The organism is Nonomuraea sp. NPDC050536 (genome assembly GCF_044457685.1).
Lineage (GTDB): Bacteria > Actinomycetota > Actinomycetes > Streptosporangiales > Streptosporangiaceae > Nonomuraea.
This window is the reverse complement of sequence record NZ_JBITHD010000001.1, coordinates 18,728-37,482: the sequence shown is the minus strand read 5'-3', so window position 1 is coordinate 37,482 and position 18,755 is coordinate 18,728. Positions and strand designations below refer to the sequence as shown.

Annotated in this window: 21 protein-coding genes, 1 tRNA gene and 1 pseudogene; 9 read left to right on the top strand and 14 right to left on the bottom strand. The window is 68.8% G+C overall.

Annotated features, from left to right (window positions below; all coding sequences use genetic code 11):
• Nucleotides 1–11: 11 nt before the first annotated feature.
• Complete coding sequence (locus ACIBHX_RS00185) at nucleotides 12–1,184, bottom strand: hypothetical protein (protein WP_397062683.1); 1,173 nt, start codon at nucleotides 1,182–1,184, stop codon at nucleotides 12–14.
• Nucleotides 1,185–1,499: 315 nt separating this feature from the next.
• On the opposite strand from ACIBHX_RS00185, the gene ACIBHX_RS00180 reads away from it, so the two are divergent.
• From ACIBHX_RS00180 to ACIBHX_RS00150, 7 genes and pseudogenes are all read left to right on the top strand, one after another.
• Nucleotides 1,500–1,814: a hypothetical protein gene (locus ACIBHX_RS00180; protein WP_397062681.1), complete on the top strand. Its 315-nt coding sequence runs from the start codon at nucleotides 1,500–1,502 to the stop codon at nucleotides 1,812–1,814.
• Nucleotides 1,815–1,817: 3 nt separating this feature from the next.
• Entirely contained in the window at nucleotides 1,818–2,030 is a 213-nt protein-coding gene (locus ACIBHX_RS00175) for a hypothetical protein (protein WP_397062680.1), read from the top strand.
• Nucleotides 2,031–2,199: 169 nt separating this feature from the next.
• Nucleotides 2,200–2,388, top strand: coding sequence for a hypothetical protein (locus ACIBHX_RS00170; RefSeq protein WP_397062678.1), 189 nt, complete (start codon nucleotides 2,200–2,202; stop codon nucleotides 2,386–2,388).
• A gap of 16 nt (nucleotides 2,389–2,404) precedes the next feature.
• On the top strand, nucleotides 2,405–2,740 hold the full coding sequence (locus ACIBHX_RS00165; RefSeq protein ID WP_397062676.1) for a hypothetical protein: 336 nt from the start codon (nucleotides 2,405–2,407) through the stop codon (nucleotides 2,738–2,740).
• Nucleotides 2,737–4,560: a cell division protein FtsK gene (locus tag ACIBHX_RS00160; protein WP_397062675.1), complete on the top strand. Its 1,824-nt coding sequence runs from the start codon at nucleotides 2,737–2,739 to the stop codon at nucleotides 4,558–4,560. The genes ACIBHX_RS00165 and ACIBHX_RS00160 overlap by 4 nt, the downstream gene beginning before the upstream one ends.
• Before the next feature lie 298 nt (nucleotides 4,561–4,858).
• Entirely contained in the window at nucleotides 4,859–5,209 is a 351-nt protein-coding gene (locus ACIBHX_RS00155; protein ID WP_397062673.1) for a helix-turn-helix domain-containing protein, read from the top strand.
• Nucleotides 5,206–6,195, top strand: a pseudogene (locus tag ACIBHX_RS00150) (recombinase family protein); the annotation flags it as partial. The gene ACIBHX_RS00155 and the pseudogene ACIBHX_RS00150, both read left to right, overlap by 4 nt.
• A gap of 261 nt (nucleotides 6,196–6,456) precedes the next feature.
• On the opposite strand, the gene ACIBHX_RS00145 reads toward ACIBHX_RS00150, so the two are convergent.
• The 3 genes from ACIBHX_RS00145 to ACIBHX_RS00135 form a co-directional block, all read right to left on the bottom strand.
• On the bottom strand, nucleotides 6,457–6,774 hold the full coding sequence (locus tag ACIBHX_RS00145; protein WP_397062671.1) for a hypothetical protein: 318 nt from the start codon (nucleotides 6,772–6,774) through the stop codon (nucleotides 6,457–6,459).
• Nucleotides 6,775–6,832: 58 nt separating this feature from the next.
• Nucleotides 6,833–6,905, bottom strand: a tRNA-Ala gene (locus tag ACIBHX_RS00140).
• A 62-nt stretch (nucleotides 6,906–6,967) separates the two neighbouring features.
• Nucleotides 6,968–7,924, bottom strand: coding sequence for a TetR/AcrR family transcriptional regulator C-terminal domain-containing protein (locus ACIBHX_RS00135; RefSeq protein ID WP_397062670.1), 957 nt, complete (start codon nucleotides 7,922–7,924; stop codon nucleotides 6,968–6,970).
• Nucleotides 7,925–7,995: 71 nt separating this feature from the next.
• Between ACIBHX_RS00135 and ACIBHX_RS00130 the strand changes: the two genes are divergently transcribed.
• On the top strand, nucleotides 7,996–9,123 hold the full coding sequence (locus ACIBHX_RS00130; protein WP_397062668.1) for an FAD-dependent monooxygenase: 1,128 nt from the start codon (nucleotides 7,996–7,998) through the stop codon (nucleotides 9,121–9,123).
• Here ACIBHX_RS00130 and ACIBHX_RS00125 read toward each other — a convergent pair.
• The 3 genes from ACIBHX_RS00125 to nadD form a co-directional block, all read right to left on the bottom strand.
• Entirely contained in the window at nucleotides 9,120–9,737 is a 618-nt protein-coding gene (locus ACIBHX_RS00125; protein WP_397062666.1) for a histidine phosphatase family protein, read from the bottom strand. The genes ACIBHX_RS00130 and ACIBHX_RS00125 overlap by 4 nt on opposite strands.
• Nucleotides 9,738–9,813: 76 nt before the next feature.
• The gene (gene rsfS, locus ACIBHX_RS00120; RefSeq protein ID WP_397062665.1) at nucleotides 9,814–10,209 is read right to left on the bottom strand and encodes a ribosome silencing factor; all 396 of its coding nucleotides are present in this window, start codon (nucleotides 10,207–10,209) and stop codon (nucleotides 9,814–9,816) included.
• A 65-nt stretch (nucleotides 10,210–10,274) separates the two neighbouring features.
• On the bottom strand, nucleotides 10,275–10,889 hold the full coding sequence (gene nadD, locus ACIBHX_RS00115; RefSeq protein ID WP_397062663.1) for a nicotinate-nucleotide adenylyltransferase: 615 nt from the start codon (nucleotides 10,887–10,889) through the stop codon (nucleotides 10,275–10,277).
• A 96-nt stretch (nucleotides 10,890–10,985) separates the two neighbouring features.
• Here nadD and ACIBHX_RS00110 point away from each other — a divergent pair, with 96 nt between their 5' ends.
• Nucleotides 10,986–12,008 (top strand): M48 family metallopeptidase, encoded by a 1,023-nt coding sequence (locus tag ACIBHX_RS00110; protein WP_397062662.1) that lies wholly within the window; start codon nucleotides 10,986–10,988, stop codon nucleotides 12,006–12,008.
• A 37-nt stretch (nucleotides 12,009–12,045) separates the two neighbouring features.
• Here the strand turns inward: ACIBHX_RS00110 and ACIBHX_RS00105 are convergent, their stop codons facing one another.
• From ACIBHX_RS00105 to rplU, 7 genes are all read right to left on the bottom strand, one after another.
• Nucleotides 12,046–13,929, bottom strand: a complete 1,884-nt coding sequence (locus ACIBHX_RS00105; protein WP_397062660.1) for a protein kinase — start codon at nucleotides 13,927–13,929, stop codon at nucleotides 12,046–12,048.
• 81 nt (nucleotides 13,930–14,010) lie between these two features.
• Nucleotides 14,011–14,187 carry a hypothetical protein gene (locus tag ACIBHX_RS00100; RefSeq protein ID WP_397062658.1) on the bottom strand — a complete coding sequence of 59 codons (177 nt, stop codon included), beginning with the start codon at nucleotides 14,185–14,187 and terminating at the stop codon, nucleotides 14,011–14,013.
• A 61-nt stretch (nucleotides 14,188–14,248) separates the two neighbouring features.
• Nucleotides 14,249–15,493: a glutamate-5-semialdehyde dehydrogenase gene (locus ACIBHX_RS00095; protein ID WP_397062656.1), complete on the bottom strand. Its 1,245-nt coding sequence runs from the start codon at nucleotides 15,491–15,493 to the stop codon at nucleotides 14,249–14,251.
• Nucleotides 15,493–16,602 (bottom strand): glutamate 5-kinase, encoded by a 1,110-nt coding sequence (proB, locus tag ACIBHX_RS00090; protein ID WP_397062654.1) that lies wholly within the window; start codon nucleotides 16,600–16,602, stop codon nucleotides 15,493–15,495. Before proB ends, ACIBHX_RS00095 begins: the two co-directional genes overlap by 1 nt.
• A 36-nt stretch (nucleotides 16,603–16,638) precedes the next feature.
• Nucleotides 16,639–17,991, bottom strand: a complete 1,353-nt coding sequence (obgE, locus tag ACIBHX_RS00085) for a GTPase ObgE (protein ID WP_397062652.1) — start codon at nucleotides 17,989–17,991, stop codon at nucleotides 16,639–16,641.
• Nucleotides 17,992–18,179: 188 nt separating this feature from the next.
• On the bottom strand, nucleotides 18,180–18,437 hold the full coding sequence (gene rpmA / locus ACIBHX_RS00080) for a 50S ribosomal protein L27 (RefSeq protein WP_397062650.1): 258 nt from the start codon (nucleotides 18,435–18,437) through the stop codon (nucleotides 18,180–18,182).
• A gap of 15 nt (nucleotides 18,438–18,452) precedes the next feature.
• A complete protein-coding gene (gene rplU / locus ACIBHX_RS00075) occupies nucleotides 18,453–18,755 on the bottom strand; it encodes a 50S ribosomal protein L21 (RefSeq protein ID WP_049575732.1) in 303 nt (100 codons plus the stop codon).

Below are 18,755 nucleotides of genomic sequence, written 5' to 3'. Positions count from 1 at the left end.
GAACATCGCTCTTACCCTTCGCCTGTTTCCTTGAGAATTTCGATCGCTTCCGCGAGATGGTCCAGTATTCCGCTGGTATCCAGAACGGCTTTTCTCATGCACTTGTGATACTCGGTCTCTTGCGCGCGGGCGTTGATCAGGCGTGAGCGGACCGCTCGAAGAAAACGCCAGCCGTACTCGTCCGGGACTCTCGGATCGAACCCCTGCTCCACCTGGGCTCTGATGGATTCGCAGTAGGCCCACATTGCCTGCGTCGCGAGCTCAACATTCACTATTTCGCTCTCTGCGAGCGCTCTGCGTGGTGCGGCCGGGTAGTAGACAACACCAGACCACGACGCGTACCCCAGCGAGACCCCCTTGAAGCCAAAGGAGGTCATTTCTCCATGCTCAAACCCATCGGAGAGAAGTGATCTCTCGACCAGCTCCGCGTGTGCCAGGGACGCGTCCGTCATCTCCGAATCTCGCTCGTGCAAGATCCGGGGTATGCACATGATCCGTAGTGCGGTATCCAGTTCGTACTGTGCCCAGGATGGCGTGTGAACCCAATAGGCGCTCAGAACATACGAAGCTTCGACTGGGATCGAGAGCGACGACGATAGGTAATCAGACGCCCATTCTCGATCTCGGGCATATGTTTGCCGACGCCAGATCGCAAGGTGCGCCAGATTGGGGAGCTCAAGTTCTTCAGTGAGATGGAACATGGCCACGCCAAAGGGCCACATGTGAAGCGCGCATTCGCCATGAGGGTTATCTACTTTGATCCCTTGGCACTCTAGGCCAAAGTTAAACTCCGATTGAGCCCCAGACGCGTTGCACACGAGATGTGAAACCCGCTGCGCCCCAATGTAAGCCGGGATGAACTTGTGGGATCTGACTCCAGAAAGCTGTCCTGGCGCCGTTGTCGTCGGGGTGATATCGCCAAATAGCTCTTGAGCCGTGGCCTCGTAAATCGTGCAGTAGAGCTCGATGTATAGAGGGTCGCGGCAAACCACCATGCCGGACTCATGGCGATACATAGCTTTCTCGATCGAACCAAGCTCAGGTAGTCCGCGACTTTCACCCAAGCGATGCAGCTCTTTGGCTGCGCGCTTTCGACTCCAACCACGCTCTTCACGCTTGGCCATCAGGACGCGATTGGGCTCCGGCGTCTTGTTCTGGTCCCTGGGGGATGGGACGTCGGACACGGACTATGTCCTCTCATGTCTACGCCTGTCATCTGCCGCTTGCACGCCTCAAGTTCGAGGCTTGGAGCCATGAGACAGAGACAAGGCACTAGCCAGAGCCCCCCAGATGGCATTCCGAGCGATCCGAGCCGCATCCGCGAAAGTTCCATGGCCGGTTGTTCGTCATCTGACCTGCCCACGACAAGAGGTGTCCAGAAGCTTGCCAATAGTAGACCGGACGAACTCAACCTGTCCTGTCCGGTAGCGATTCCACGCCAATCCCCCGCTGGACGTGTCCTTTCAGGCGCCGAAAGCAGCCGACGAGACCAGCTCACGGTGGATCTGCGGCTTGTTGCCGACTTCCTCGACAGCCACCCCAAGATTCCGGTCCCGCCATTTGTGGATATATCTGTATATCCGCAACACAATGCTTCGTCCGCCCCCGAGGCGAATGCCCTCGTGGAGCTGGAGCGGATCGCCGCCGAACTCGGCTGCACGGTGAAGGTTCGTGGCGGCCACTACACCGCCACCCGCACATTCGGCCTGGTCACCTACAAGGTCGTCGTGATCACGGCGGATGCGATGGCTCGTCACCGCGCCTGGTGGTCCTACCAGGACGCCGTTCGTCCGGACACGGACGAGGCGGTGTGAGCGATGGACATCCCCCTTCTCATCGTCGCGCTGGCAGTGGTTCTCGCCGTCGCAACGCTCGCGTTGTTCGTGGTCCTGGTGATCTCGATCCGTCGCGACGACAGCCGCCGCACTTTCGACGGCGCGCCCAGCAGCGCGCAGGCCCTGACGCGCAACCTGCTGGGTGCCTACGCCCACCACTGCCCGCCGTCCGACCTCTGCCCTGGAAGGAGGTGAGGCCCAATGCGAACTCTGCCGATCGGCCCTGCTGGCCAGTGCCTGTGCGGTGCTCCCGCCCACGGAAACCGTCGCTGCGCCAAGTGTCGCGCCCGCTGGCGCTACCGCCGTCGCAAGGCCCGTCATGACGGCATCTAGCCCACGACCTGACGAAAGAAGGTGAAGCCCCGTGACCGTGACCGTCCCTCTCGTGCTCGTGGTCGGCGCGGTGGTGTTCGTCGCCTGGCGCTACCTCGGTCTGCGCCTGTGGCACGCCATCGCCGCCCTGGTGTTCGGCTTCCTGCTGGCCGCCACCACCCTTGCCCCCGACATCCGCCGCGTGATCCAAGCCGCCATCGGCTGGATCACCGGCCACTGAAGGAGTGTGATGCCTAATGACCCATTCCCACCCCTATCCCTACGCTGACCTGCAAGGAGCCGCCCACCGCAACACCACCGCCGTCCACCTGCTGACGACCTTCGCCAAGTCCGCCCCCGCCCTCGACGACATGTGGCAGCACATCTTCGCCGCCTTCGACGACACCCCCACCCTGATCCACGAGATAGACCGCCTGCGCACCGCGCTGGCCGCCGCCCGCTTCCAGCGGGCAAACCTGATCGCCGCCATCCGCGCCACCCTTGCCGCCCACCACGACGGCGAACACGATCCGCTGTACTACATCCGCGACGAACTCGACGCTCAGACGCGCATGGCTGGTGGTGGCCGATGAATCCCCGCCACCGCACCTCCCGCTCCCAGATGCGACGCAACGCCCGCCGCATGCGCCGCTACGGCGTCCAGCCCATCGCCTCGATCACCGATGATCTCGACTTCGCACCCCTGATCATCGTGGCTATCGGGCGGGCGCTATGGCGCTACCGCTCCGAACTCGCCCCCGTCACCCTGGCGCTGCTGTGCCTGGTCGGCGGGTGGATCCTGCACCGCGCGTATCCCACCTGGTGGCCCGCCATACTGACCATCACCGCCCTAGTGGCGGGGGCCCTGGTCGTGTGGGGGCGCTGGGTCAACCTGACCCGCCCCATCGAACGCGGCTACGCCGCCGTCACCACGGCGTTCACGGGCGGATGGCTGACCGCCGGCACCCTGCTGGGGCCGTTCGGCCGGCCACTGCCCGCCGTGCTCGGCATCGGCGGCGTGCTACTGGCCGTGCCCTGGTGGGCACACCGACGCCGCCGCGCCCGCGTCCGCGTCGAACGCACCCTCGCCGCCTGGCCCGACATCGCCGAAACGGTCGGTCTCGCGGGCTCACGCGTCCAATCGGCGATCGTGGACCTGTGGGGCTACCGCTTCCGCCTCGCGCTGGGACGCGGCCAAACCGTCGAAGACGCGATCAACCGCATCCCCAACCTGGAATCCGCACTCGGCAGCAGACGCGGCGCGATCCGCGTCCAACCCGTCCCAACCAAGCACGCCAACCGCGCCGACGTCCGGGTCATCGAAACCGACCCCCACGCCGACGCCATCACCTGGCCAGGCCCCTCCATCACCTCCATCACCCAACCCGCCAAGCTCGGCCTGTTCGAAGACGGCAGCCCCGTCCGCGTATCCCTGCTACGCCGTCACGCCCTCATCGGCGGCATCGCAGGGGCAGGCAAGTCCGGAGCCGTCAACGTCCTGCTCGGCGACCTCACCGCCTGCCCCGACGCGATCATCTGGGGCGTTGACCTCAAACGCGGCATGGAACTGCAACCCTGGGCAGCCTGCCTCGACCGGCTGGCCACCACACCCCAGGAAGCCGACGCCCTGTTCGCCGACGCCGTGACCATCCTCGACGGACGGGCCGACCACATGGCCCAGCAAGGGCAACGCACCTGGGAACCCACCCCGGGCGCACCCGCCCTGATCCTCCTGGTCGACGAGTACGCCGAACTCGTCGACGAAGCCCCCGAGGCGGTACGGCACGCCGACTCCATCGCCCGACGTGGCCGCGCCGTCGCCGTGCAACTCGTGGCCGCCACACAACGCCCCTCCCAGAAGGCCATGGGCAAGGGAGCCGTCCGCTCCCAGATGGACGTCCGGATCGCGTGCCGCGTCCGCGAACAACGCGACGTGGACCTCATCCTCGGACAAGGCATGCTCAAAGCCGGATGGCACGCCCACCGCCTCGACGCCCCCGGCAAGTTCCTGATCTCCGCCCCCGAACACGACACCCCACGCCGCGCCCGCACCTACCTACTCGACGACAACGGCGTACAACGAACCGCCACCCACCACGCACCCCACCGCCCCCGACTCGACGCCGTCTCCCTATCCGCCCTGGAAGTCGCCACAATCAAGCCGCACACGAGCGTAGAGACCGACAAGACAGCAGGGCGGCACGCACGCTCACAGGGCACTCAGGACGCGGAGAACGCTCTAACCGACGCCCTGGAGAACGCCCCTGCTGACGGGGCGACTATGGATGAGCTCATGCGCCTGACCGGCATGGGACGGCGCTGGGTCTACTACCGCCTCGACGAACTCACCCGCGCCGATCGCGTCGTGCAAGTCTCGCGCGGACGCTGGCACGCTGCTCCTCACAATCCGTAACCGATGCCCGGTTCGTGCACGTGCACGCCTCGCGCGCGTCTGCGCCTATGGGACGCATGCACGCCGTGCATGTGCACGAACAACAGCTACGGAACGTGACGAGCGGACAGAGGAGGTGAGGATGCCTGCCCAAGATCAGAGTGCACGCCAAACGCCGCAACCCGATCAACGAAGACCTCTTGCTCCAGGCCGTAGCGCTGATCGCCCGGGAACTGTCGGACTCCGAATCACCCAAAGCTGTTCCGAAGTCGAAACAAGCGAGGTAGTTTGGAGATCCAGCTACCCAGCGGAGCGCATGATGACCGACGATCAGCAGCCCTCCCCCTCGTTGGGCCAGTACCTCGATGAGGCACGCAAGCAAGCCCGCTACACCCTGCGCCAACTGGCGACGGAATCCGGCATCACCCTGTCGTCCATCTACCGCCTGATCAGCGACGACGTGGACCGCCCCTCCACAGAGAACCTGATGAGTCTCGCCAAGGTCCTCCACCTCGACCCGGCGGAGGTGTTCGCCCATGCGGGCATCTCCGCCCCCTCCACCGACCTCGACACCCTCCTGCGCAGTCAGTACGGACTACCCGATCACGCCATAGCCCAGATCCACGCGATCATCGCCGCCCACACCGACCAGAAGGGAGACCGCCCGTGACCAAGCGCGCCGTGCTCTACCTCCGTGTCTCCTCACGCGGCCAGGTTGATACCGACTACGACCCGGAAGGCATCTCCCTGCCCGCCCAGCGCGCTGCCTGCGAGCGCAAAGCGGCAGAACTCGGCGCGGAGATCGTCGATGAGTACGTCGAGCCCGGACGCTCCGCCACCACGGTCGAAGGTCGCCCCCGCTTCCAGGAGATGATGGCCCGCATCAAGGCACGCCGGGACGTGGACTACGTCATCGTGTACAACCGGGCACGCCTGCACCGAAACGGCATCGACGCCGCCATCACCAAGCGCGACCTTCGCACCTTCGGTGTGCAACTCATCTCGATCATGGATTACACCGAAGACTCCGCCATCGGTGACCTGGTCAGCACCGTGATCGACGGCGTCAACGAATACCAGTCCCGCGCCTCAGGCGCCGACATCTCCTACAAGATGGCCCAGAAGGTCATCAGGGGCGGCAGCGTAGGCCGCGCCCCGCTCGGCTACCTCAACGTCCGCGAACGCTTCGAAGGACGCGAAGTCCGCACCGTAGCCATAGACCCGCAACGCGCGCCGTTCGTCCGCCTGGCCTTCGAGCTGTACGCCACTGGCACGCACGACTACGAGTCGCTGCGCGACACCCTCACCGACGCCGGGCTCCGCATGAAGCCCACCAAGAGCCACCCAGCGGGCGCGGAGATCTCCATCCACAAGATCGGCAAAATGCTGCGTGATCGCTACTACCTGGGATTCGTCACCCGAGACGGCGTCGAGTACCAGGGCCGTCACGAGCCGATCATCGAACCCGACCTGTTCAACCGCGTCCAAGAGGTCCTGTTCAACGAGCACGGAGCGGGCATCCGCGCCCGCAGGCACCACCACTACCTCAAGGGCTCGATCTGGTGCCACCGCAGCCACCACCGCCTGGTCATCATGCCTGGCAGGAGCAAGAACGGCACCCAATACCTGTACTACATGTGCCGTGGCCGCCAAGACCGCACCTGCGACCTCCCCTACCTCCCCATCCACGACGTCGAACAGGCAGTAGCCCACCACTACGCCACCCTCGCCATCCCCGCACAGCTACGCGAGCGCATCACCGCACGCATGGACGCCACCCTCGCCGACAACTCCGCAACCGGCGAAGCGCTCCGCATCGAGATCAAGAAACAACTCGCCAAGCTCGACAACAGGGAAGACCAGTTCCTCGACCTGATCGGCGATCCCGACTGGCCCCGCGAAAAGATCGCCAAGCGCCTACGCGCCATCCGCGACGAGCGCTCCACCCTCGAAGCCAAACTCTCCCGCAGCGAACACCCCGACCTCGACCAGGGACGCACGGCACTCACGACCGTGCTGAACCTCCTGAGCAACCCCCACGAGCTGTACGGCGTCGCCAACGAGACCGCCCGACGCCTGCTCAACCAGGCATTCTTCACACGCCTCTACATCGACGCCGACGACGCCGACCGCACGCCCGATGTCAGCGCCGACGACCCCACAGAGCCCATCGCCCCGCTCCTGCACGTTCAACGCAGAAACGGCGGTGTCCCGAAGGACACCGCCGTTGATCAAACTTCCGCGCTACTCGCGTTCGCCCTCGAAGAGGGGTGTTCGAGTAACACGTCTTGGGTGGAGCTATGGGGATTCGAACCCCAGACCTCCTCCATGCCATGGAGGCGCGCTACCAACTGCGCTATAGCCCCTGGTCACCGCTCCGAGTCCTCCCGTTGCGGCGCTCGGAGAGCATATAGCCTTCACGGAGGATTCACCTAATCGCCCGACCCACCAGCACAGCCAGCCCATCCAGCTGCCGCATCAGCCCGAACTCGAACACCGAGTCAAGATCAACCTCCACCCCAGGCTGCCCCACCACCCGGGCCAGCGTGGGAAAGGCGCCGGAACCCAGCATCGAGCCGAGATCACGCCCGCGGGCGCGGATCCACTCGTCGTCGGTGATGCCCGTGTCCGCCAGCGCCTGCGTCTCCGACTGCAGCGCCGCCGCCGCGCCGCCGATGAACTGCGCCAGCGACATCCCGATGTGCAGTATCGTGCGCGCGTCCAGGCCGAGCCCGTCGACCGCGCGGAGCAGCCACTCGAAGTGCGCCATGCCGTTCGCGATGAACTGCGGCCGCGACAGCGACACCGCCTGCGCCATCCACGGATGCCGCCGGTGCACCCGCCACTGCGACCGCAGCGACATCTCCACCTGGGCCCGCCAGCCCGGCGGCCGCTCCGCCGGCAGCGGCTCCTCGCCGTAGGCGGCGTCGGCCATCAAGTGGACCAGCTCCTCCTTACCCGCCACATGCCGGTAGAGGGACATCGCCGAGGAATCCAGCTCCGCCGCCAGCCGCCGCATCGACACCGCCGCCAGCCCCTCACGGTCGGCCACGCGCATCGCCACCCGCACGATCCGCTGCCGCGACAGCTCGTCGCCGGTACGGCGGGCTCGCAGCGGATCCGTCACCACCGTCCCCACGCCGGGCACCACCCGCACCAGCCCCTCCTCGCGCAGCGCGGCCAGCACCTTCGTCGCGGTCGCCATCGCCACCCCCCACTCCCTGACGATCTGCCGCGTCGACGGCACCGCCTCCCCCGCCCCGAGCTCCCCCTCGACGATCCGCCGCCGCAGTTCCTCCACGATCCGCACGTACGGCGCGCTCATCGCCACCCACCCCTCTCCGCCGAACAGCCGAGCCGCCGAGCCGCCAGGCCGCCGGTGCACTAGTGCACTCTCCCACAAAAGCCGCTGTCACCCTATGGTGCGCGTACAGCGTATAGAGAGGGAGAAGTCACATGAAGACCGCGCTCATCTGCGGCGCCGGCATCGCGGGGCCCGCGCTCGCCTTCTGGCTGCACAGGTACGGCTGGCAGCCCACCATCGTGGAGCGCGCCCCCGCCCTGCGCGTCGGCGGCCAGGCAGTCGACTTCCGCGGCGCCCCCCAGCTCCAGGTGCTCGACAGGATGGGCCTGCTGCCCGCCATCCGCGACGCCCAGACCGGGATGGGCCCCATCGCCATCGTCAACGAGGCCGGCGCGAAGGTGTCCAGCCTGCCGACCGAGGCGTTCAGCGGCGACGTGGAGATCCTGCGCGGCGACCTCGGCCGCATCCTGTACGAGGCGACCCAGGACACCACCGAGTACCTGTTCGGCGACTCCATCGCCGGCATGGAAGAGACGCAGGGCGTCGAGGTCACCTTCGACAGCGGCACCACCCGCACGTTCGACCTGGTGGCGGGAGCAGACGGGACCCGGTCACGGGTGCGGGCGCTGGCCTTCCGCAGCGAACTGCACCACCTGGGCATGTCCACCGCGATCTTCACCACGCCCAACTCGTTCGGCCTCGACCGCCAGGGCCTGATGTACAGCGCGCCGGGCAGGAGCGCCACGATCCTCGGCCTCGGCGCCGACGCCAAGGTCATGCTCGACTTCGCATCTGCCGAAATATCGCAGGAGATCGACCACAGGGCGCTGGTGGCCCGCCAGTTCGCCGGGGACCGCTGGAAGGTCCCCGAACTGCTCGAAGGCATGTGGCGAGCCGACGACTTCTACTTCGACACCGCTACCCAGGTCACCGTCGAGCACTATTCGACGGGCAGGATCGTGCTGGTGGGCGACGCCGGCTACGGCCCGGGCCCGGGCGGGATGGGCTCCGGCCTGGCGATGATCGGCGCCTACACGCTCGCCGGGGAACTGGCCGCACACGACGACCACACCGCCGCGTTCGAGGCGTACGAGCGCCGCCTGCGTCCCTACGTCCAGATCTGCCACAAGCAGGCCAAGGGCGGGGAGAGGTTCCTGGTCCCGCGCAAACGCTCGCAGATCTGGATGCGGAACCAGACGATGCGGCTCATGCCGTACCTGCCGTTGAAGAAGATGATGGCGAAGGCGGCCAACGCCATCACCCTCGAAAGCTACGGCTAGACCGAGTCGTCGCTGCTGATCGGCTCGGGCAGGGTGCCCGCGTTGTGCTCGAGCAGGCGCCAGCCCTTGCGGCCCTCCTCCAGCACCGACCACGAGCAGTTGCCCAGCCCGCCCAGCGCCGACCACAACGGCTCCGGCAGGCCCAGCAGGTCGCAGATGCCCAGCCGGAGCGCGGCGCCGTGCGAGGCCACCACCAGCAGGCCCTTCTCCTCGAGCTTGGAGGCCCAGCGGCGCAGCGCGGCCCCCACCCGGCCGGCGACCTCGGTCACCGGCTCGCCGTCCGGCGCCTCCCACGAGGCGTACTCGGCCGGCCAGCGGGCGGCGATCTCGTCGCGGGTCATGCCCTCCCACGCGCCGCCGCCGCGCTCGCGGAAGTCCTTGTCCACCGACACGTCCAGGCCCACGATGCGGCCCAGCGCCAGCGCGGTGTCGTTGGCCCGCCGCAGATCGGAGGAGACGATCATCGTCGGACGGAGCGAGGCCAGCAGCGAGGCCGCACGCGCGGCCTGCGCCATCCCGGTCTCATCGAGGGGGATGTCGCTGTGGCCCTGGAAGCGGTGCTCGACGTTCCACAGTGTCTGCCCGTGCCGCAAGCAGACGATGCGGCGGCTCATGCGTATCTCTCGCTCAACGCTCGAGATCCGCACGAGCCAAGACTGCTGTGTTTGATCGTTCCCTCGCTTCGCTCGCTCACGTGCGAGCCCGCTGCATGTTGACCTGCGCGACGCTCTCCGGGAGGGGGATCGCCGGGCAGTCCTTCCACAGGCGCTCCAGCGCGTAGAAGACGCGGTCCTCCTCGTGCTGGACGTGGACCACGATGTCGAGGAAGTCGAGCAGCACCCAGCGGCCTTCGCGCTCGCCCTCGCGGCGCACTGGCTTGACGTCGGCCTCGGTGCGCAGCTTGTCCTCGATCTCGTCGACGATGGCGCGCACCTGCCGGTCGTTGGAAGCGGAGCAGAGCAGGAAGGCGTCGGTGATGACGAGCTGCTCGCTCACGTCGTAGGCGAGGATGTCATCGGCCAGCTTGTCGGCCGCGGCCTCCGCGGCGATCTTGACGAGCTGGACGGCTCTGTCGGAAGCGGTCACGATGCGGGTCTAACCTCCTGAGTTGGCGTCACTGCCCACCTAAGAGACTACCCTTCTCACCCACTTCACCCCGCTCGGTAGAGTCCTCGCTTGTTGATGTACTGCACGATGCCGTCCGGCACGAGGTACCAGATCGGCTCACCCTTGGCCACGCGCTGGCGGCACTCCGAGGAGGAGATGGCCAGCGCCGGGATCTCCAGCAGGGTGACCTTCCCCGCGGGCAGCCCGGGATCGTGCAGCGGATGCCCCGGACGGGTGCAGCCGACGAAGTGCGCCAGCTCGAACAACTCGTCCACGTCCTGCCAGGTCAGGATGGCGCCCAGCGCGTCGGCGCCGGTGATGAAAAAGAGGTCGGCCTCGGGCCCATAGATCTCGGCAACGTCCCGCAAAGTATCGATGGTGAACGTCGGCCCGGGCCTGTCCACGTCCACCCGCGACACGGAGAAGCGCGGATTGGACGCGGTGGCGATCACCGTCATCAGATAGCGGTCCTCGGGAGCCGACACCTCACGCTCGGCTTTCTGGTACGGCCGGCCCGTCGGCACGAACACCACCTCGTCGAGCTCGAAATGGTGAGCCACCTCGCTGGCGGCGACCAGGTGGCCGTGATGGATGGGATCGAACGTCCCGCCCATGACTCCCACCCGCCGCTCCCCCTGGACAACAGGCGCATTCATCATGAAACGGACCTTACGCGGAACCCGTACCAGAACATGATGGCACCCCCCTCACCGAGGAACGCGCACCACACTCGCCGCCGACGTAGCATGCCGGGCATGACGACCACTCCGGATCGCAACCGCGTCCAACTGCCCGGCATCTCGTCTCGTGCCTACGAACACCCCGCAGACCGGTCCGCGCTGGTCGCTCTGCGCAAGCTGAGTGGGTTCGACACCGTTCTTAAGCAGATGTCCGGCCTCATCAGCGAGCGCCGGCTGCGCCTGATGTACCTGGCGTCGGCCGTTCGGGTCAGCGAGACCCAGTTCCGCTCCGTGTACGACATGGGCCGCGACGCCGCCTACACCCTCGACCTGCACCGGATCCCCGAGATCTACATCCAGCAGGACCCGCAGGTCCAGGCCAAGGCGATCGGCTTCGACGACCCCTTCATCGTCGTGACCACCGGCCTGCTCAACCTCATGAACGAGGAGGAGCAGCGCTTCGTCATCGGCCACGAGACCTCGCACATCCTGTCGGGCCACGCGGTCTACCGCACGATGCTCGACATCCTCACCCGCCTGGCCACCCGCGTCGCCTGGATCCCGCTCGGCTACATCGGCCTGCGCGCGATCGTGGCCGGCCTGGAGGAGTGGTACCGCAAGTCGGAGCTGTCCTCCGACCGCGGCGGTCTGCTCGTCAGCCAGGACCCCGAGGCGGCCAAGCGCGCGCTGATGAAGCTGGCCGGCGGCGCGTACACCCACGAGATGAACATCGAGGCGTTCCTGGAGCAGTACCAGGAGTACGACACCGCCGGCGACCTGCGCGACGGCTTCCTCAAGGTGCTCAACCTGCTCGGCACCACCCACCCATTCGCCGTGGTGCGCGTCGCCGAGCTCGACAAGTGGCAGCGCAGCGGCGACTACGAGCGCATCATCGGCGGCGACTACCCGCGCCGGGAGGACGACCCCAACGCCCGCGTCACCGACGAGGTCAAGGCGGCCGCCGAGTCCTACCGCCGCTCCTGGTCCGAGTCGCAGGACCCGTTCATCGGCGTGCTGCGCGACGTCGCCGAGGGCGCCGTCAATGCCGGTGAGCGCATCTTCAACCGCTTCTCCCGCCGCGAAGGCGGCCAGGGCTAAACCCTGCCGGGCAGCCCGGTAGAAGGGCAGAGGCGGTTCATAGCAGGAGCGCGATCGCGCGCACGGCCGCCGCGCACAGGGCGACGAACCCGCCCAGCACGGCCAGTGCGCGCAGCCGCTCCCTGCGCAGCTCCGGCAGCTTCGCCCCGATCCGCTCGATCTCCCGCCCGGTGAATCCGCCGCACAGCACGCCGAACACCACCCCGGCCGCGGTGACGGGCGCGGGCTCCTGCCACCACCAGTCGCTGTGGATCTGCCCGCCGCCGGTCACCCACAGCGCGCCTCCCGCCGCCACCGCGATCGGCACACCCGGCCACACCGCGGCCGTCGCCGCACCCGCGACCAGCGCGAACGGGAATAGCGCCACCCGCAGCGCCACCCGCACCCGTTGCGAGGCGCGGTTGCGCACCATCCAGTGACTGATCCAGATCGTCCGGATCAGCACCACGAACACCCCGGTGATGCCGATCGTCGCGATCGGCCAGATCACCGACGCCACCACGCACGGCACCGCCAGCACGGCCAGCAGCAGCAGCGCGGCCGTGCCCGCGGGCAGCGTCGTCGGCGCCGGCTCCCCCTGATCGTCGGCCTTCCGCTTCATCCTCGTACGGCTGCGCGCCCCGGTGGCCTTGGCCTCGGCCCGGACCCGGGGCACCGGCGTCTCCCCCGTCCGGCTGCGCGCGGACACCCGCCCTGTCAGACCCTCCGCCCGCGACCGCGCCGCCACGCCCTCGCCGGCCCGGCCACGCCCCGAGGCCGCCTCACCCGTCCGGGAACGCCCCGCAGCGCTGTCTCCTGTCCGAGAACGCGCGGCAGGCGCTTCGCTCGCGCGGCCTCGCGCGGCAGGCGTCTCGGCCGTGCGAGCCCGCGGAGTGGCCGCTTCTCCCGTGCGGGGCCGCGGTGCGGCCGCTTCCCCTGTGCGAGGCCGCGCGGCCGCCGCATCTCCCGTGCGGGCGCGCGGGGCCGCCGCCTCGCCGGCGCGTGGCCGGGGCGTCACCGCCTCCTCCGGCTTGCCGCGCGCGGCCGCGTCCTGGGGACGGCTGCGCGGCCCGGTGTTCCTGCCCTCCTCCGCCGCCGGGCGGGCAGGACGCTTGCGCTCCAGCGGCTCGGCAGGTGCGGGCACCGCCGCGCCAGTCGCCCTGGCCAGCCGCGACAGCCGGTCGGACAGCAGCGCCGCCGTGGGCCGCTTGCCCGGCTCCCGGTTCAGCGCGGCCCGCACCAGCGGCAGCAACGCCACCGGCACGCCCTTCAGATCCGCCTGGCCGTTCAGCACCGCGTACATCTGCGCCTCGGCCGTCCCCCGCCCGAACGTCGGACGGCCCGTCGCCGCGAAGGCCACCGTCGCCGCCCACCCGTGCACGTCCGCCGGCGAGTCGACCTGCTCGTCGGCGAAGATCTCCGGAGCGGTGTACCCGGGCGTGCCCAGGAAAGTGCCCGTCAACGTCAGCCGGGTCGCGTCGTGCACCTGCGCGATGCCGAAATCGATCAGGACCGGCCCCTCGGCCCCCATGAGGATGTTGGCCGGCTTCAGATCCCGGTGCACCACCCCGGCCGCGTGGATGATCGCCAGCGCCGTCGCGATCCCCTGTGCCAGCTCCACCAGCTCGGCCACGGCCAGCGGACCGCTGTGCCGTACCGTCTCCATCAGCGTCGGGCCCTCGATGTGCTCCATCACCAGATAGGGGCGCTCGCAGCCCAGGTCGGCGTCCAGCACCCGCGCCACGTAGGGGCTCTCGACCCGACGCAGCGCACGGACCTCGCGCTCCAGCCGGATCCGCGAGGAATCGTCGACGATGTCGTGCAACACCTTGAGGGCGACCCGCTCGCCACGGCGGGTGCTGGCGAGGTAGACCTCGCCCATACCGCCACGGCCGAGCCGCTCGAGGAGGTTGTATGGCCCGACCTTGCCGAGCTTGCTCACCGTCCCTCCCCGCTCGGCGCGCCCATAAGGGACACAACCCTAGCGCCGGCACGGGCGGTATTGCCTGCGGCGCGCCGGAAGTTACCGCTGCGAAGTATCCGTAAAGATGGTGTCCAACCCCGACGCGGGCTCCTGCGACAGATCCCTGCGCCCCTTCCTGCGCCAGTTGACATGGCCTCGCTTCTCCAGCCAGAGCAGCAGGCGGTCGGCGCCGAACAACACGGCCGCCGAGAACAGCAGGGCGATCACGAGCTCCATGCACCCAAGTCAAGCCGGGTACGGCGGGCCGCCACGGCAGCGACACGCCGACCTGGACATGTCATGACGTGCGCAGATGCCCCTCGCCGGTGTAAACCCACTTGGTCGATGTCAACTCCGGCAGCCCCATCGGGCCGCGCGCGTGCAGCTTCTGGGTGGAGATGCCGATCTCCGCGCCGAACCCGAACTCGCCGCCGTCGGTGAACCGGGTCGAGGCGTTCACCGCCACCGCCGCCGAGTCGACCAACGCCACGAAGCGGCGCGCCGCCGCCTGCGAGCGGGTCACGATGGCGTCGGTGTGGGCCGAGCCGTACTTCCTGATGTGGGCGACCGCGTCCTCCAGCGAGTCGACCACCGCCGCGGCGATGTCCAGCGCCAGGTATTCGGCGTAGAAGTCGTCGTCGGTGGCGGGCACCACCTCGCCGAGCGCCGCGATCCGGGAGTCGCCGTGCACGGTCACCCCCGCCTCGGCCAGCGCCTTCAGCGCCATCGGCACGAACTCGGCGGCCACGTCGCGGTGGACCAGGAGCGTCTCCGCCGCGTTGCACACCGACGGGCGCTGCGCCTTGGCGTTGACCAGGATGGCGGCCGCCAGCTCCAGGTCGGCCTCGGCGTCGACGTAGACGTGGCAGTTGCCGACGCCGGTCTCGATGACCGGAACCGTCGACTCCTCCACCACCGAGTTGATCAAGGAGGCGCCGCCGCGCGGGATCAGCACGTCGACCAGGCCGCGGGCGCGCATCAGCTCCTTGACCGAGTCGCGGGTCCGGCCCGGCACCAACTGCACCGCGTCCGCCGGCACCTCGGTGCCGGCCAGCGCGTCCTGCATGACCCGCACCAGCACCGTGTTGCTCTGGTAGGCGCTGGAGGAGCCCCTGAGCAGGACGGCGTTGCCGCTCTTGAGACACAGCGCCGCCGCGTCGACGGTCACGTTGGGGCGTCCCTCGTAGATGATGCCGATCACGCCCAGCGGCACCCGCAGCTGCCGCAGCTCCAGCCCGTTCGGCAGCGTGCCGCCCCGCACGACCTCGCCCACCGGGTCGGGCAGGTCGGCGACCTGGCGCACCGCCTCCGCGATGGCCTCGACGCGCCGCTCGTCCAGCCGCAGCCGGTCGATCTGGGCCTCGGCCGTGCCCTGCGCCCCGGCCTGCGCCACGTCCTCCGCGTTGGCGTCGATGATCTCGGCGGACCTGGCCACCAGCGCCTCGGCGATCGCGCGCAACGCCCGGTCCTTCGGCGCCCGCGACAACGGGGCCAGCTCGGCGGCGGCCTGACGCGCCGCCTGGGCCACCTTCAGGAACTCCATCAGTCCAGTATGACGATGTCGTCGCGGTGAATCAGCTCGCGTTCATATTCCGGACCGAGCTCGCTCGCCAGGTCCCGCGTCGAGCGACCCAGCAGGCCGGGGATCTCGCCCGCGTCGAAGTTGACCAGCCCGCGCGCCACCACCCGGCCGCGCGGCGCGCACAGGTCCACCGGGTCGCCCGCGGCGAACTCGCCCTCCACCGACGTCACCCCGGCCGGCAGCAGCGACTTGCGGCGCCCGACGACCGCCTCGACCGCGCCGTCGTCCAGGTGCAGCCGGCCGCGGCCCGTCGTGGCGTGCGCCAGCCACAGCAGCCTGGTGCCCGGGTGGCGGCCGTCCGGGTGGAAGTAGGTGCCGACGTCCGCGCCCGCCAGCGCGTGCGCGGCGTGCGCGGCCGCGGTCAGCACCACCGGCACGCCGGCGCCGGTGGCGATCCTGGCCGCCTGCACCTTGGTCACCATGCCGCCGGTGCCGACGCCCGCGCCGTTCTTGCCCAGCTCCACGCCCACCAGGTCGTGCGGGCCGCGCACCTCGGCCAGCCGGCGCGCGCCCGGCCTGCTCGGCGGGCCGTCGTAGAGGGCGTCCACGTCCGACAGCAGCACCAGCGCGTCCGCGCGGATCAGGTGCGCCACCAGTGCCGCCAGCCGGTCGTTGTCGCCGAAGCGGATCTCGTCGGTGGCGACCGTGTCGTTCTCGTTGACGATAGGCATGATGCCCAGCTCCAGCAGCCGCGACAGGGTGCGCTGGGCGTTGGCGTGGTGGGCTCGGCGCATCATGTCGTCGGCCGTCAGCAGCACCTGCCCCACCCGCACGCCGTACCGGGCGAAGGAGGAGGTGTAGCGAGCCACCAGCACGCCCTGCCCGACCGAGGCGGCAGCCTGCTGCGTGGCCAGGTCACGCGGTCGCGTCGGCAGCCCCAGCGGGCCCAGGCCGGCGGCGATCGCGCCGGAGGAGACCAGGACGATCTGCGCGCCCGTCGCGCGGCGCGCCGCCAGCACGTCGACCAGCGCGTCCACGCGGTCGACGTCGATCATGCCTTGGGGGGTGGTCAGCGACGAGGAGCCGACCTTGACGACCACCCGCGACGCTGAGCTGATCCGATCTCGCACGCTAAAACCCTAACCGAGCCGCGCAACCGGCTTTTCTCAGCCCAGCCGGTTGTCGGTGCCGCGCGGGCCCTGGTGGACCGCCTCGGCGTTGAGCGTGGGCTGCCAGTCGAAGACGTAGCCGCCCTCCATCGGCCCGATCACCACCTCGGCACCCGCGGACGCGCCGGCCTTGACCAGCTCCTGCTCCACGCCGAGCCGCTCCAGCCTGTCGGCCAGGTAGCCGACCGCCTCGTCGTTGGTGAAATCGGTCTGCCTGATCCACCGCTCCGGCTTCTCGCCGGTCACCTGGAACAGGTTGTCGTTGACCTTCCGTACGGCGAAGCCCGCCTCACCCAGCTGCTTGGGCCTGATGACGAGCCTGGTGGGCTCCTCCACCGGCTTGGTGGCGCGGGCGGCGGCCACCCACTCGCCCATCGCGTAGGTCAGCTCGCGCAACCCGTCGTGGGTAGCGGCGGAGATCGTGAACACCTGCAGGCCGTGCTGCTCGAACTCCGGCCTGACCAGGTCGGCCAGCTCACGGGCGTCGGGCACGTCGGCCTTGTTCAGCACGACCATGCGCGGGCGGCCGTCCAGCTTGCCGTAGGCGGCCAGCTCCGCCTCGATCACCTCGTAGTCGGAGACCGGGTCACGGCCGGGCTCCATGGTGGCGCAGTCGATGACGTGCACCAGCATGTCGCACCGCTCCACATGGCGCAGGAACTCGTGGCCCAGCCCCCTGCCCTCCGAGGCGCCCGGGATCAGGCCGGGCACGTCGGCCACGGTGAAGACGGTCTCGCCCGCGGTGACCACACCCAGGTTCGGGATCAGCGTCGTGAACGGATAGTCGGCGATCTTGGGGCGGGCGGCGCTCAGCGCGGCGATCAGCGACGACTTGCCGGCGCTGGGGAAGCCCACCAGCGCCACGTCGGCGACGCTCTTCAGCTCCAGCATCACGTCCAGCCCGTCGCCCGGCTCGCCGAGCAGTGCGAACCCCGGCGCCTTGCGCTTGGTGCTGGCCAGTGCCGCGTTGCCCAGCCCGCCGTGGCCGCCCTGCGCGATGACGTACCGGGTGCCGGCGCCCACCAGGTCGACCAGGATCTCGCCGGTGCCTGCGTTCTTGACCACCGTGCCGTTGGGGACCGGCAGCACCACGTCCGGGCCGTTGGCGCCGTCACGGTTGGAACCCTGGCCCTGCTTGCCGTTGGCCGCCTTGCGGTGCGGCCTGCGGTGGTAGTCCAGCAGGGTGGCCGTGTTCGGGTCGACCTCCAGGATCACGTCGCCGCCGCGGCCGCCGTTGCCGCCGTCGGGGCCTCCGAGGGGCTTGAACTTCTCCCGATGAATGGAGGCACAGCCGTTTCCCCCATCTCCGGCGCCGACATGCAGCACAACTTGATCCACGAAGTCCGGCATTTTGCCCCCCCTTCTCAGGCATACACAACGCCATAGCGGCGCGTAACAGTCCCACCACGAGGGACACGCCGCCTGCGCGCCGTCAACCCACGACGGCGGGCGGCGGGTCCCCACGGCCTGCCGTACAAGACAGGCCGGACAAAACAGAAGGGGTGGATCACAAGAGATCCACCCCTAATGAGAAACGATCAGTTCGCGACCGGCACGATGCTGACGGCGCGGCGACCGCGCTTGGTGCCGAACTGCACGTGACCGGCGGTCAGCGCGAACAGCGTGTCGTCGCCGCCACGGCCCACGTTGTCGCCGGGGTGGAAGTGGGTGCCGCGCTGGCGGACGATGATCTCGCCCGCGTTGACCAGCTGGCCCCCGAAGCGCTTGACGCCCAGGCGCTGGGCGTTGGAGTCACGGCCGTTCCGGGTGGACGACGCGCCCTTCTTGTGTGCCATCTCTCTAACTCCCGATCAGGCCTGGTCGATACCGGTGATCTTGACCTGGGTGTACCGCTGGCGGTGACCCTGGCGCTTCTTGTAACCGGTCTTGTTCTTGTACTTGAGGATGCGGATCTTGGGGCCCTTGGTCTCGCCGAGAATCTCGGCACTGACCGTGAACTTGCCCGCCTCCGTGGTCACATCGCCGTCGTTGACGACGAGCACCGTCGGCAGCGAAACCGAAGAGCCGACTTCGCCGGCGACCTTGTCCACCTCGAGGACGTCACCGACGGAGACCTTCTGCTGCCTGCCGCCGCAACGAACGATCGCGTACAC